The 14,407-nt window shown below is 68.8% G+C and carries 8 protein-coding genes and 1 pseudogene; 4 read left to right on the forward strand and 5 right to left on the reverse strand.

The window, feature by feature from the left end:
* Positions 1–23 precede the first annotated feature (23 nt).
* Genes K2L43_RS13170 through K2L43_RS13180 form a run of 3 tightly spaced genes read right to left on the reverse strand, consistent with a single transcriptional unit; the run spans position 24 to position 3,605 of the window.
* The gene (locus K2L43_RS13170) at positions 24–944 is read right to left on the reverse strand and encodes an ABC transporter permease (RefSeq protein WP_220639005.1); all 921 of its coding nucleotides are present in this window, start codon (positions 942–944) and stop codon (positions 24–26) included.
* The gene (locus tag K2L43_RS13175) at positions 944–2,017 is read right to left on the reverse strand and encodes an ABC transporter permease (RefSeq protein WP_220637728.1); all 1,074 of its coding nucleotides are present in this window, start codon (positions 2,015–2,017) and stop codon (positions 944–946) included. Before K2L43_RS13175 ends, K2L43_RS13170 begins: the two co-directional genes overlap by 1 nt.
* Positions 2,004–3,605, reverse strand: coding sequence for an ABC transporter ATP-binding protein (locus tag K2L43_RS13180; RefSeq protein WP_047351068.1), 1,602 nt, complete (start codon positions 3,603–3,605; stop codon positions 2,004–2,006). The genes K2L43_RS13175 and K2L43_RS13180 overlap by 14 nt, the downstream gene beginning before the upstream one ends.
* Before the next feature lie 180 nt (positions 3,606–3,785).
* Between K2L43_RS13180 and xdhA the strand changes: the two genes are divergently transcribed.
* Together xdhA and xdhB are read left to right on the forward strand one after the other, a co-directional pair.
* Positions 3,786–5,309: a xanthine dehydrogenase small subunit gene (gene xdhA / locus K2L43_RS13185; protein WP_220637729.1), complete on the forward strand. Its 1,524-nt coding sequence runs from the start codon at positions 3,786–3,788 to the stop codon at positions 5,307–5,309.
* Positions 5,306–7,711: a xanthine dehydrogenase molybdopterin binding subunit gene (gene xdhB, locus K2L43_RS13190; protein ID WP_220637730.1), complete on the forward strand. Its 2,406-nt coding sequence runs from the start codon at positions 5,306–5,308 to the stop codon at positions 7,709–7,711. The genes xdhA and xdhB overlap by 4 nt, the downstream gene beginning before the upstream one ends.
* A 35-nt stretch (positions 7,712–7,746) precedes the next feature.
* Here the strand turns inward: xdhB and K2L43_RS13195 are convergent, their stop codons facing one another.
* Positions 7,747–9,849 (reverse strand): diguanylate cyclase, encoded by a 2,103-nt coding sequence (locus K2L43_RS13195; protein ID WP_220637731.1) that lies wholly within the window; start codon positions 9,847–9,849, stop codon positions 7,747–7,749.
* Between the two features lie 247 nt (positions 9,850–10,096).
* A complete protein-coding gene (locus tag K2L43_RS13200; RefSeq protein ID WP_135148883.1) occupies positions 10,097–10,720 on the reverse strand; it encodes a Crp/Fnr family transcriptional regulator in 624 nt (207 codons plus the stop codon).
* Between the two features lie 255 nt (positions 10,721–10,975).
* Here K2L43_RS13200 and K2L43_RS13205 point away from each other — a divergent pair.
* Together K2L43_RS13205 and K2L43_RS13210 are read left to right on the forward strand one after the other, a co-directional pair.
* Positions 10,976–11,998: pseudogene (locus tag K2L43_RS13205) on the forward strand (porin).
* A 221-nt stretch (positions 11,999–12,219) separates the two neighbouring features.
* Positions 12,220–14,052: a phosphodiesterase gene (locus tag K2L43_RS13210; protein WP_220637732.1), complete on the forward strand. Its 1,833-nt coding sequence runs from the start codon at positions 12,220–12,222 to the stop codon at positions 14,050–14,052.
* Positions 14,053–14,407: the final 355 nt, after the last annotated feature.

Here is a 14,407-nt window from a genome sequence, read left to right on the forward strand (position 1 = left end):
GGTTTTATGGATGGAAAACGGGGTCAGCTGCCCGGATGGAACGGCTTTCCGAGCGCGGCCGGCATGTTCGCACGAATCCAGGCCGGGTTGCGCGAAATGAGGACCAGTACCACGATGGTCGCCACGTAGGGCAGCATGGACAGCAACTGGCTGGCCACCTGCACGCCCGTGGCCTGCAGGTGGAACTGCAGCATGGTCACGCCGCCGAACAGGTAGGCGCCCAGCAGCACGCGCGCGGGCCGCCAGGTGGCGAAAGTGGTCAGCGCCAGCGCGATCCAGCCGCGCCCGGCCACCATGCCCTCCACCCACAGCGGCGTGTACACGGTGGAGATGAAGGCGCCCGCCAGCCCGCACAGCGCACCGCCCGCCGCCACGGCTCCCAGGCGAATGCCGCGCACGGGGTAGCCCAGCGCGTGGGCGGATTCGGGCGACTCGCCGACCGAGCGCAGCACCAGGCCGGCGCGCGTGCGGTAGAGGAACCACACCATGAGCGCGACCAGCACCACGGTCAGATAGACCAGCGGGTGCAACCTGAACAGCGCCTGGCCCACCACCGGCAGATCGCCCAACACCGGCCAGGCGAACTTGGGCGTGTCCGGCAGCTTGGCCTGCACATAGCCGATGCCCACGAAGGCCGAGAAGCCCACGCCGAACAGGCTCAGGGCCAGGCCGGTGGCGTACTGGTTGGTGTTGAACCAGATCACCAGCACGCCGAACAGCGCCGCCAGCACCGCGCCGGCCGCCATGCCCGCGAGCAGCCCCAGCGTGAAGCTGCCCGTGTGCACCACGGTGGCAAACGCGGCGATGGCCGCGCACAGCATCATGCCCTCGGCCCCCAGGTTGACGATGCCGGCCTTCTCGTTGATCAGCAGGCCCAGCGCGGCGATGGCCAGCACCGTGCCTGCGCTCAGCGTGCTGCCCAGCAGCAATGCGTACGATTCCATCACGCGCGCCCTCCCCTGGCACCCACCCACCGCACGCGGTAGGCAATCAAGGTGTCACATGCCAGCAGCGTGAACAGCAGCAGGCCCTGGAACACGCCCGTGAGCGACTTCGGCAACCCCATGCGCGACTGCGCCAGTTCGCCGCCGATGTAGAACATGCTCATCAGCAGCGCCGACAGCACCATGCCCACCGGATGCAGCCGCCCTACGAAGGCCACGATGATGGCCGCAAAGCCATAGCCCGCCGGGACATACGGCGTGAGCTGGCCAATGGGTCCGGCCACTTCCAGCGCCCCCGCCAGGCCCGCCAGGCCGCCGGAGATCAGCAGCGCCGTCCACAGCGCGCGCCGCGACGAAAAGCCCGCGTAGCGCGCCGCCGCCGGCGCCAGCCCGCCCACCTGCAGCGCGAAGCCCGCGCGCATGCGGAACAGAAACACCCACAGCAGCGCCGCACCCAGCAGCGCCAGCGGCAGCCCTATGGTCAAGCGCGACCCCGTGAACAGCTTGGGCATCTGCGTGACGGGCTCGAACATCTTGGTCTGCGGGAAATTGAAGCCCATCGGGTCCTTCCACGGGCCGTACACCAGATAGCCCAGCACCAGCGTCGCCACGTACACCAGCATCAGGCTGACCAGGATCTCGTTGGCATTGAAGCGGTCGCGCAGCAGCGCCGTGATGCCCGCCCACGCCATGCCCCCCAGCACTCCGGCAACCAGGATGGCCGGCACGATCCACGGACCGGTGGCCTTGTCGGCCAGCAGTGCCACGCCGCCCGCAGCCACGGCGCCGATCACGAACTGCCCCTCCGCGCCAATGTTCCAGACATTGGAGCGAAAACACACCGCCAGTCCCAGCGCGATGAGCAGCAACGGGGTGGCTTTCACCGCCAATTCGCCCAACGCATAGGGCGACTTGATCGGCTCCCAGAAGAACACCTGCAGCCCGCGCACCGGGTCCTTGCCCAGGGCCGCAAACAGCAGCACGCCGATCAGCACCGTGATCGCCAGCGCAAGCAGCGGCGAGCCAAAAACGAACAGGCGCGACGCCTCGGGGCGCGCCTCAAGCTTGAGCATGGCCGGCCTCCTCGGGTGCGCTGGTCGCGCGCAGGTGCGCCTGCACCTCGGCGTGCCACAGGCCGCTCATCCATTCGCCGATGCGCTCCACCGTCGCCTCGGCGCGTGGCACCGACGGCGACAGATGCCCCTTGGCCAGCACGTGCAGCCGGTCACAGATTTCAAACAATTCGTCCAACTCCTCGCTGAGCACCAGCACGCCACAGCCCTGGTCGCGCAGCTTCAATATCTCGCCGCGGATCTGCGCGGCCGCGCCCACGTCCACGCCCCAGGTGGGCTGCGAGACGATGAGCAGACGCGGGCCGGCGTCGATCTCGCGCCCCACGATGAATTTCTGCAGGTTGCCGCCCGACAGCGACTTGGCCGCCGCATTCGGCCCGCCCGCCTTGACCTGAAAGCGCGCGATGATGGCGCGCGCCTGCGCCTGCAGTTGCCCCATGCGCAGCCAGCCGAAAGCGCCCACCGCATCGGTGCGGGTCAGCAGCAGGTTGTGCGCCAGCCCCATGCTGGGCACGGCGCCGCGGCCCAGGCGCTCTTCGGGCACGAAGTGCAGGCCCAGCGCGCGGCGCTGGCGCGGGTTCATGCGGCCGACGGGCACCAGCCCCTGCGGCCCCGCCACCTGCACCATGGCGGGCGCGGCGCGCTGGTCCTCGCCCGACAGGGCGTAGAGCAACTCTTTCTGCCCATTGCCCGAGATGCCGGCAATGCCCACCACCTCGCCCGCACGCACCTCCAGGTCGATGTCGATGAGCGGCACGCCGAAGGGGTCGGCCGCCGGCAGGCTCAAGGAACTGGCGCGCAGCACCACCCCGCCCGTGGTCACCTCACGGTGCGCCAGGGCCGGCGGCTCGGCGCCGATCATCATGCGCGACAGCGACGCGTTGGACTCCTGCGAAGGGTCGCACACGCCGGTGACCACCCCGCCGCGCATCACCGTGCAGGCCGTGCACAGCGCGCGGATTTCATGCAGCTTGTGGCTGATGTAGAGAATGCTGCAGCCCTCGCTGGCCAATTGCTTGAGTACCACGAAGAGCTTGTCCACCGCCTGCGGCGTGAGCACCGAGGTGGGCTCGTCCAAGATCAGTAGCTTGGGCTGCGTGAGCAGCGCGCGGATGATCTCCACGCGCTGCATCTCGCCCACGGAGAGCGTGTGCACGGGCCGCAGCGGGTCAATACCCAGGCCGTACTCGGAGGCCGTGGCACGGATGCGGCGCTCCACCTCGGCCAGCGGCACGCTCTTGTCCTGGCCCAGCCAGACGTTCTCGGCCACGGTCAGGGTGTCGAACAGGCTGAAATGCTGGAACACCATGGCAATGCCCAGCTGGCGCGCCTCCTGCGGATTGCGCACCTGCACCGGGCGGCCGTCGAACAGCATCTGGCCCTCGTCGGGCTTCACGGCGCCGTAGATGATCTTCATCAGCGTGGACTTGCCGGCGCCGTTCTCGCCCAGCACCGCATGCACCTCGCCGGGCTGCACCGTGAGCGATACGCCATCGTTGGCCACCACGGCCGGGTATCGCTTGGTGATGCCCGTCAGCTGCAGCCGCGGCGCGCCGGTGGCGGGGGCAGAAGGGGGTGAGGGATTCATCCTGCGATTGTCTCCTAGTTTTTTGGACGGCTGCCTGGAATCAAAACAGCATGCGGCGCCGACCCACCGGGCGCAAGCAGCTACTTTTTTTATAGCAAACCGTCGGCCACCAACCACGCCGGCGGGGTTATGTGTACCGCCCTATGGTCAAGCCGGCGCCTGCGACATACCCTTGGGTACATGACAATGCCCCGCCCCATACGCTTCGTCCGCCGCGGCCGGACCGTGCAGTTGCACGGCATCGCGCCCGACCGCACCCTGCTGGAGATTCTGCGCGAGGACCTGGGCGCCACCGGCACCAAGGAGGGCTGCGGCGAAGGCGACTGCGGCGCCTGCACCGTGGTGCTGGGCGAGGCGCGCCAGGGCCGCATGCACTACCAGGCCGTCAACAGCTGCATCCGCCTGGCCCATTCCATCGACGGCATGGCGCTGTGGACGGTGGAGGACCTGACGCACGACCCGCTGATCCGGCCCGCGTCCGACCCAAAGGGCAGCGCACTGCACCCCGTGCAGGAGGCGCTGGTCCAATGCCACGGCTCGCAGTGCGGGTTTTGCACGCCGGGTTTTGCCATGAGCCTGTTCGGCCTGTACCAGAACGAGGTCTGCCAGGGCCGGGGCATCACGCGCACACAGGCGGCCGAGGCGCTGTCGGGCAACCTGTGCCGCTGCACGGGCTACCGCCCCATCCTGGATGCCGCACAGCAGATGCAGCAACTGCCGCGCGTGCAGGTGGATGAAACCGCATTGCTACAACAATTGGAGCTACTCGCGCTTACCCCGCAAGCGCTAGAGGCCGATTTCTCTTATATCTCGCCCGCCACGCTCCCTGATCTGCTGGCCGCGCGCGCCGCCCACCCCGACGCGCAACTGGTGGCCGGCGCCACCGACCTGGGCCTGTGGATCACCAAGCAGCACCGCCGCTTCCCGCGCCTGCTGGACGTAACGCGCGCCGCGGAACTGACCGGCGTGGTCGAGCACGACGGCCTGCTCACGCTGGGCGCTGCCGTATCGCTCACCGATGCCTTCTCTGCGCTGCAGGCCCGCTGGCCGCAACTGCACCACTTTGCCGCACGCTTTGCGGGCCTGCCGGTGCGCAACAGCGGCACGCTGGGGGGCAACGTGGCCAACGGCTCGCCCATTGGCGACTCGATGCCGCTGCTGATCGCGCTGGGGGCGCAGGTGGAGCTGGCCAGCACGCGCGTCAGCCGGCGCATGCCGTTGGAGGATTTCTACACCGGCTACCGGCAGAACCAGTTGGCGGCAGACGAGCTGCTCACCTTCATCCACCTACCTCTGCCCACGCCGGACCAGCGGCTGGCGGACCAGCGGCTGGCGGCGTACAAAGTCTCCAAACGCTTCGACGACGACATCTCTGCCGTGTGCCTGGCCATCCAGCTGCGCATCGAAGGGCAGACCATCACCCAGGCGCGCATCGGCGCGGGCGGCGTGGCCGCCACCCCGGCGCGCGCCCGCCAGACCGAGGCTGCGCTCACCGGCCAGCCCTGGACCGTCGCAACGGCGGAGCGCGCCGCCGCCGTGCTGCAGGCCGAATTCAACCCCATCAGCGACATGCGCGCCAGCGGCACCTACCGCCGCGAGGTACTGGGCGCGCTGGTGCGCCGCTTTTGGCGCGAGACCCGCGACGGTGCGGAGACACCAGCGCTGGAACGCCTGCAACCTTTGACGCTGGAGGCCACGCCATGAAGCGCGATGACGACCACGCTCCCACTGCGCGCACGACCGCTGGCCGCGCGGCCGCTGGCAACCCACCGGCCATGACCCAACCCGCGATGGGCCAGCCCGCCATGGGCCAGCCCGCCATGGGCCAGCCCCACGCGCACGAGAGCGCACGCGCACAGGTGGCGGGCAGCGCCCACTACATCGACGACCTGCCCGAGGTAAAGGGCACGTTCTACGCCGCCCCCATCCTCAGCACCGTGGCGCACGGGCGGCTGGAAAGCGTGGACACGCAAGCCGCGCTGCAGCTCGCGGGCGTGCACGGCGTGGTGCTGGCACAGGACATTCCGGGCGATCCGGTACTGGCAGCGTTCGCCCATGATGAGCCGGTGTTCGCGCAGGCTACGGTGCAACACATCGGCCAGGTGATCGGCCTGGTGGTGGCCGATTCGGTGATGCAGGCGCGGCGCGCGGCGCGGCAGGTGAAGCTGAGCATCACCGCCCTGCCCGCCATCCTCACCGTACAGGACGCCTTGGCCGCCGAGAGCTATGTTCTACCGCCCGTGCACGTGCGCCGGGGCGACGCGGCCCAGGCGCTGGCGCAGGCGCCGCACCGCCTGCAGGGGCGTCTGGAAGTCGGCGGGCAGGAGCATTTCTATCTGGAGGGTCAGATCGCCTATGCCCTGCCGCAGGAACAGGGACAGTGGCTGATCCACTCCAGCACCCAGCACCCCGGCGAGGTGCAGCACTGGGTGGCGCATGCGCTGGGCATCGACAGCCACGCGGTGCGCGTGGAGTGCCGGCGCATGGGCGGCGGCTTTGGCGGCAAGGAAACGCAGGCCGGCCACCTGGCCGTGTGGGCGGCGCTGGCGGCGCACAAGTTCGGCCGGCCCGTCAAGCTGCGCCTGGACCGCGACGACGACTTCATGGTCACCGGCAAGCGCCACCCCTTCGCCTACGAATGGGACGTGGGCTTTGACGACGCCGGGCGCATCACCGGCCTCAAACTGATGATGGCCGCCAACTGCGGCTTCAGCGCCGACCTGTCGGGCCCCGTGGCCGACCGCGCGGTGTTCCACTGCGACAACGCGTACTTCCTGGAACATGTGGAGATCGCCTCGTACCGCTGCAAGACGCACACCCAAAGCCATACCGCGTTCCGCGGCTTTGGCGGGCCGCAGGGGGTGATCGCCATCGAAACCATTCTGGGCGACATCGCCCGCGCCCTGGGCCGGGACGCGCTGGACGTGCGCATGGCCAACCTCTACGGGCTGCATGAGCGCAACGTGACCCACTACCAGATGACCGTGGAGGACAACATCCTGCACGATTTGCTACCGCAATTGGAGCAGTCCGCGCTCTACAGGCAAAGGCAGGAGGCCGTTTCGGCATGGAATGCCGCGAACCCCGTGCTCAAGCGCGGCTTGGGCCTGACGCCGGTGAAGTTCGGCATCAGCTTCACGGCCACGCTGTTCAACCAAGCTGGAGCGCTGGTGCACGTGTACACCGACGGCAGCGTGCAGGTGAACCACGGTGGCACCGAGATGGGCCAGGGCCTGCACACCAAGGTGGCGCAGATCGTGGCCGATGAGCTGGGCGTGCCCCTCTCCCGCGTGCTGGTCACCGCCAGCGACACTGCCAAGGTGCCCAACGCCAGCGCCACCGCTGCCAGCAGCGGCACCGACCTGAACGGCCGCGCCGCGCAGTTCGCGGCGCGCCATGTGCGCGACAACCTGGCGGCGTTCGTCTGCGGGCTGGACGGCTGCGGCGCGGGCGCCATCCGCTTCGCGGGTGGACAGGTCATATCCCCCAAGCGCACGCGGCGCTGGGAGGACGTGGTGAAGGAGGCCTACGCCAACCGCATCCAGCTGTGGAGCGACGGCTTTTACCGCACGCCCAAGATCCACTACGACAAGACCACGCTCACCGGCCGGCCCTTCTACTACTTCGCCTATGGCGCCGCCTGCACCGAGGTGGCCATCGACACCCACACCGGCGAGAGCCGCGTGCTGGCCGTGGACATCCTGCACGACGTGGGCCACAGCATCAACCCGGCCATCGACCTCGGCCAGATCGAGGGCGGTTTCGTGCAGGGCATGGGGTGGCTTACCACCGAGCAGTTGGTGTGGAACGACGAAGGGCGCCTGGCCACGCACGCCCCCAGCACCTACAAGATCCCCGCCACGGGCGACGTGCCCGAGCACCTGCGCGTGCAGCTGTGGCACCAGCCCAACCGCGAGGACAACGTGGGCGGCAGCAAGGCCGTGGGCGAGCCCCCGTTCATGCTGGCCATCAGCGTGTACGAAGCACTGCGCAATGCAGTCGCTGCGGCCCGGGGGGACGGCGGCGCCGATGCGCGCACGCCCGTGCAACTGACCGCGCCCGCCACGGCAGAAAACGTGCTGCGCGCGATAGGCCGGCTGGAGTAACCCGCCGCCGTGTGAGGCCATGCCAGCCGAGCCGTTCAGGCCGGTACCTGCACGCTGCCTACGGCGATGCGGTTGCGCCCGGCGCGCTTGGCCTGGTAGCAGGCCATGTCGGCGGCGTAGAGCAGCGCCGCCACACCGTGCGCACCAGGCGCCAGCGGGACCAGCCCCACGCTCAGGCCCAGGGTGAAGCTGCGCCCGCCATATGCGGGCTCCCACGCCTGCACGGCGGCACGCAACTGCTCGGCTACGGCCTGCCCGCGCGCCAAGGAGCTGCCCGGCAGTACGATGGCGAACTCGTCGCCGCCCACGCGCGCAGCCCAGCCGTTGTGCCGCACTTCCGATTCGAGCAGACGTGCCAGATGGCGCAGTACGTCATCGCCCGCATCATGGCCGGCAACGTCGTTGACCACGGTGAAATGGTCCAGGTCCATGAACAGCAGCACCCCGCCGTCTTCCTCCGGCACACCCCGCGGGCCCCGCGCAGCACGCGCGTCCAGCAGCATCTGCAGGCGCAACTCAAACTCCGTGCGGTTGAGCAGTTGGGTCAAGGGGTCGTGGGCGCGCTCCCAGGACTGCTGCTGGCGCGCTGCACGCTCCGCAGTGAAGTCCTCCAGCGTCCACACCAGGCCGCTGGCCGGCACGCCGGGCTCCACCAGTTGCCCCTGCGCGCGCACCCACAGCGTGCTGCCGTCCTTGCGCAGCAGCGGCAGTTCGCCATCGAAGCTGCCGTGGGCCGCAAACCGCGCACGCACCTGCTGGGCCACATCCACTGCGCCGGGCGGCGAAGCCAGCAGATCCGTCAGCCGGCGCCCCTGGAGCTGCGCCGGCGCATAGCCCAGCATGCGGCCGGCCTGCTGGCTCACGACCTCCACCTGCTCGTCGCGGCTGACGACGATGCCCAGCGGCACGTGCGCCAGCACCGCACGCAGCTGGCGCGCCGACGCTTCCGACCCGCGCTGTTGCAGCCGCCGGTGTTCCAGCAGCCGGGTGCAGACGCGCACCACATCGTCCACCTCGCCAGGGCTGTGCGGCCATGGGCCGTCATGCCCGGCGGACCCGCTCGCCGGCGCACCAGCGGCCTCTGCGTCCATCAGCGCTCGGGCACGCTGGCGTAGCAGGATCAGCGGGCGCGCGATCCACAGCATGGCGCCCAGCGCCAACAGGGCCACCAGCGCCGTGGCCGCGGCCGCGAGCGCCCAGGCCCGGCGCTGGACACCCTGCATTGGCGCCAGCACGGCCTGCGAAGCGCTCACCCGGGCCACCACCCATTGCGGCATGGGCACGCTGGCCAAGCTCACCACGTGGTCCGCCTGCACGGTGGTTTGCGCGCGGCCGGCCAGCGGCGCATCGTCCGCACGGCGCCAGCGCGCATAGGCCTCGCCCAGGCCGGGCTCATCGGCCACCTGGCCCAGCACGCGCTCCATATTGGGGTGCGCCAGGATCACCCCATCGCGCGTGAACACCACCAGCTGCGAGTCGCTGCGGGCAGGCAGCGCCAGGGAATGCGGCAGCAGTCCCTGCGATTGCAGCCGCAGCACACCCGCCACGGCCCCGATGACGCGCCCCTCCCCCCGCAGCAGCGGCATGGTGAACATCACACGCGCCTCGGCCGGCGTGGCGCCGATGAGGCCCGACACCAGCGGCTTGCCGTCCAGCAGCGTGCGCACGAGGTAATCGCGCTCGCCCGGGTCCAGACCCGAAGCCTTTTCCAGCTTGCCATAGCGCAGGTTGATGGCGAGGTTGCCGTCCTTGCGCGCAACCTGGATGGCGTCGAAGAAGCGCACGGCCGGCAGGCCCTGCTGCAGCAGCCATTCCAGCGACGCGGGGGACTCCAACAGCTCGGGGGTGATGCCCTCGGCCACGGTGGCAAGCACCTTCTGGCTCTGCTCGATCTTGCTGGCCAGCAACCGCGCCACCAGTTCCACCTCGTCGTTCTGCTGGCTGACCAGGCGCTGCATGACCTCCTGGCCCGCGGCGCGCGACAGCACCCACACGGTGAGCATTGCGGAGAGCACGATGGCCAGCGCCGCCACCGCCAGCAGCTTGCCCACCAGCGGACCGGGCAGCCATGCGAAGCCTTCAGGCTCCCGCTCGGGCGCCACGTCTTCCCACGCGGCAACATGCTCGGGCGGTGTCATGGGCGCTCCGCGTTCGAAGCGCCTGAAACGAGAGGATCGAGGAAGGCGCGGACCATGGTCGTAGGGGGACTGCCTCACCAGAGGCTCGAACCAATATACGCAGGCACCCTCGGCTCCAGACTGGGTGGAACCCTGTGACGGCGCGGGAAAAACCCTGACGCCTCAGGCCTTCAGGTAGAGGGTGGTAACAACTGGATGCAAAAGGGCCGCCGCAGCGGCCCCATCGGGCGGAGTGCCCAGCGTGTGCTCAGGCGCCGGCCACCAGCTGCAGCGCGCGGGGCTGCGGCAGGCTCAGCACGTTGCCCGTGCCAACGATCAGGCCGTGCTCGCGCAGATGGCGCAGCACACGCGAGAGCGTCTCGGGCGCAATGCCCAACTGCGCCGCAATCAGGCGCTTGCGCTGGTGCAGCGTGACGCGCAAGCCGCCGTCTTCGCTGTTTTGCGCATGGCGCAGCAGCCACTGGGCGCAGCGGGCTTCTGCGTCCTGGGCCAGGCGGCTCACGGCCAGTTCCGTCTGTTGGCAGTAACCGGTGGCCATGTCGCGCAGCAGCGCCTGTGCGCCCACGGGCAACTCATCAAAGGTGCGCTTGAAGTCCTCCAGCGGCAGCCGGCGCAACTGCACGCGGGTGTCCGCCACCATGTCAACGGCGCAGGGCTGCTCCAGCAGCGCGGTGGCGGCGTCGAGCCAGAACGGCCCTTCGACCACGCCAAGCTGGTGGCGCATCACGCCGTCCTCGCGCACGCCCAGCAGCACGCGGCCACTGTCAAGGTAGAGCACGGACGCAGGTTGTTGGTGGCGCTCACGCAGCACCTCGCCCGCGGTGGCCACCTCGATCTGTGCGGACTGGTCGGAGGACGGTAGGGGGAACATGACCGCCACTGTGCCGGCGCACCGCCCGTCCTGCTTTGAGCGAAATCAAAAGTGAACGTGCAACCGCCGGCGTGCCGGGCCGCCTCACGCGCCGTTCCGGCGGGTCCGGGCGCAACAACTTGCGTTCGCAGTGTTGCAAAAACACGAAAAAGGCTGGCGGCATGATGTTTGCTTGACCACAATCGCTGCCTGACACGAAACCGTCATAACAACCCCTGCGCCAGCCGCGCATCCTCGCCCTACAGAGGAGAACCCATGTACCGCCATTTGATCGCTATTGCCGCCGCCACGCTGTGCGCGGCCACGGCGCACGCCCAAACCTCCGTCACGCTTTCGGGTCTGACCGACGTCTACGTCGGCTCCATGAAGATGGCCGGCGACGCCGACCGCCGCTCGGTGGTCAATAGCGGTGGCATGACTACCTCGTGGTTCGGCTTCACCGGCTCCGAAGACCTGGGCGGCGGCTTGAAGGCCAACTTCCAGCTCACCTCGTTCATCCAGGTGGATGCCGGCACGCAGGGCCGCTTTCCGGGCGATACGTTTTTCTCGCGCGACGCCAACGTGAGCCTGTCGGGCAGTTTTGGCTCCGTGCTGCTGGGCCGCTGGATGGCACCCAACTTCCTGCCGTCCGTGGTGGGCAACCCGCTGGGCGACTCGTTCACGTTCTCGCCGCTGATCCTGCACAAGAACGTGCCGCTGTTCAACGCCTCCGGCTGGCAGGCCACCACCCCGTCCGACACAGGCTGGAGCAACCAGATCGCCTACAGCACGCCCGACATCGGCGGCTTCAAGGCCAACCTGCAGTACCAGTTCGGCGAACTGCCGGGCGATAACGGCAAGAAGAACGTCGGCGCTAATTTCTTCTACTTCGGCGGCCCGCTGACGCTGACTGGCTAATACGAGCGCGACCAGATCAGCAACCCCGGCCAGGGCACCTACCTGGGCACGACCAAGAAGGACTGGATGCTGGCCGCGGCCTACGATTTCAACGTCGTGAAGCCGTACCTGAGCTACGGCCAGACCAAGGCCGACAACAGCCCCGGCAAGGCCAAGACGATGCAGGTCGGCGCATCGGCCCCGCTGGGCGGCGGCAGCCTGTTGGCTTCCTGGGTCAAGACCGAGCTGACGGACTCGGACCTGGACCGCAAGACCTTCACGCTGGGCTATGACTACAACCTGTCCAAGCGCACGGACGTGTACGCGATGTACATGAACGACAAGATCACCAACCAGTCCACGGGCAACAGCTTCGGCGTGGGCATCCGCCACCGGTTCTGACGAAGCCGGCCCTGTCGGCCACTGCACGGCACGCGGCGCATGGCGCCGCGTGCTTTTTTTCGCCTGCAAATACCAATGAAAAGTAGCCCTGACGCTTACGGACAAAGCGCCAGCAGCTATTAATTCAATACCAGCCATCGCCCTTGCCAGGCGCATGCGCGTCACGGGCCTGTCACCCGGAAGGCCTACGCTCCCCTTTTAACAGTTACCAATTGCTACCGATGCCTGATGCTCCGCGGCTGTCTCTGCGCGCACTGCTGCCTTCGCTGTCACCCAGGGTGCGGCGGGGCGAAGGGCCGCTGGCGCGGCTGCTGCGCGCGGGTGGGCTGCACTGCGTATTCCAGCCCCTGGCCGACCTGCGCGAGGGGAACATCTATTCACACGAGGCGCTGATCCGCGGCCCGGAAAACTCGCCGCTGCAGTCGCCCGACGCCTTGCTGGCCCAGGCACGCGCCGAAGACCTGCTGCACGACTTCGAACTGCTGTGCGTCGCGCAGGCACTCACCCAATGGGGCCAGCAGGCCACGCCGGGCCGGCTGTTCGTGAACATCAGCGCCGACGCGCTGGTCTGGGGCGTCGGGCTGTGCGGCGCGGAGCCTCTGGCCCACGTGGTGCGCCGGCTGGGCGTGTCCCCGCACATGGTGGTGCTGGAGATCACCGAGCACGAGCGCGTGCACGACCTGGTGCCGCTGCGCGACGCACTGCGCCAGGTGCACGCCAGTGGCATGCGCCTGGCGCTGGACGACTTCGGCGACGGCCATTCCAGCCTGCGCCTGTGGTCGGAGGTGCGCCCCGACTTCGTGAAGATCGACAAGTACTTCACGCGCGACATCGGCCAGCACCCCGAGAAGCTGCAGATGCTGCAGGCGATCCGCGGCATTGCCGAAGTGTTCGGCACCACGCTGGTGGCCGAAGGCATCGAGACCAGCGACGAGCTGCGCGCGCTGCGCGACCTCGATATTTCCTACGGCCAGGGCTACCTGCTGGGCCGGCCCGCGCATACCGCTCGCCTGGCGATCGAGCCGCCCGCGCTGGCCGTGCTGCGGGACCGCCGCGTGGCCGTGCTGCCGCACGGCGGCCAGCCCATGCGCCCGGGCATCCTGCGCAACCTGCTCATGGCGCAGGCGCCCACCGTCACGCCCTGCACCAGCAACGACGCGGTGGCCGAGCTGTTTCGCACGCATGGCGATCTGCACGCCATTGCGGTGCTGGAGGGCGAACGCCCCGTGGCGCTCATCAACCGCCAAGAGTTCATGAACCACTACGCCACGCTGTACTTTCGCGAGGTGCACGGCCGCAAGCCCTGCATGGCGTTCGCCAGTACGTCGCCGCGCGTGGTGGAGATGGACTGCGACGTGGAGCATCTGGTGGGCATCCTCACCTCGCAGGACCAGCGCTACCTCAACGACGGTTTCATCGTCACCGACAACGGGCGCTACGCGGGCCTGGGCACCGGCGAGCAACTGGTGCGCGGCGTGACCGAAGCGCGCATCGAGGCCGCGCGCCACGCCAACCCCCTCACCTTCCTGCCCGGCAACATCCCCATCAGCCTGCACATGCAGCGCCTGCTGGACCACCGCGCGGCCTTCGTCGCCTGCTACGCCGACCTGAACCACTTCAAGCCCTTCAACGACCACTACGGCTATTGGCGCGGCGACCAGATGATCCGCCTGGTGGCGCGGCTGGCGCTGACGCACTGCGACCCGCGGGCCGACTTCGTGGGCCATGTGGGCGGTGACGACTTCATGCTGCTGTTCCAGAGCAGCGACTGGCTGGCGCGCTGCCAGCGCATCGTGGACTCGTTCGCGCGCGAGGCCATCGCCCTGTTCGATGAATCTGCGCGCCAGGAAGGCGGCATCTGGGCCGAGGACCGGCATGGCGTGAACCGTTTCTTTCGCTGCACCACGCTGTCGATCGGCGCGGTGCGCGTGTCGCCGGGCAGCATGGAGCATGCCGAAGAGGTGGCCAACCTCGCGGCGCTGGCCAAGCGCGATGCCAAGCAGTCGCACGCGGGCATCGCCTGGCGCGACGCCGGCCCAGGCGGGCTGGTCTGACTGCAATCGCCCTTGACGACCATCGATGCGGCGCGCGCCGCGCCGCGGGCCCGGGCCGGCGTGCACTAGGGCCTGTTCACACTATTTTTGCCAGTGCGAATGGCGTGAAAACCGCGCCAATCTAGGCGCGTGACGACGCCAAGGCCGGGGCCTTGGCTAGGAGGGCAACGACGAATGGCGCGGTTTTCACTCCGTTCCCTCCGGGTTGCGATCAAAAAGGGCCATTCGCGGCGTTGCCAAGCCTCGCTGGGGTAGCACCCCAGCTTCGTTTGGCGCCTTGCGCCTGGCCCTTTTTGATCGCAACGCATCTGGCAAAAATAGTGTGAACAGGCCCTAGGTCCTTACACTCCAGCGC

The sequence above is a fragment of the Diaphorobacter sp. MNS-0 genome, assembly GCF_019602835.1.
Classification (GTDB): domain Bacteria; phylum Pseudomonadota; class Gammaproteobacteria; order Burkholderiales; family Burkholderiaceae_C; genus Diaphorobacter; species Diaphorobacter nitroreducens.

Coding starts and splice junctions, on each gene's coding strand:
- K2L43_RS13180 (WP_047351068.1), bottom strand. CDS start 3,605: ATGAATCCCTCACCCCCTTCTGCCCCCGCCACCGGCGCGCCGCGGCTG.
- K2L43_RS13175 (WP_220637728.1), bottom strand. CDS start 2,017: ATGCTCAAGCTTGAGGCGCGCCCCGAGGCGTCGCGCCTGTTCGTTTTT.
- K2L43_RS13195 (WP_220637731.1), bottom strand. CDS start 9,849: ATGACACCGCCCGAGCATGTTGCCGCGTGGGAAGACGTGGCGCCCGAG.
- K2L43_RS13200 (WP_135148883.1), bottom strand. CDS start 10,720: ATGTTCCCCCTACCGTCCTCCGACCAGTCCGCACAGATCGAGGTGGCC.
- xdhB (WP_220637730.1), top strand. CDS start 5,306: ATGAAGCGCGATGACGACCACGCTCCCACTGCGCGCACGACCGCTGGC.
- xdhA (WP_220637729.1), top strand. CDS start 3,786: ATGACAATGCCCCGCCCCATACGCTTCGTCCGCCGCGGCCGGACCGTG.
- K2L43_RS13170 (WP_220639005.1), bottom strand. CDS start 944: ATGGAATCGTACGCATTGCTGCTGGGCAGCACGCTGAGCGCAGGCACG.
- K2L43_RS13210 (WP_220637732.1), top strand. CDS start 12,220: ATGCCTGATGCTCCGCGGCTGTCTCTGCGCGCACTGCTGCCTTCGCTG.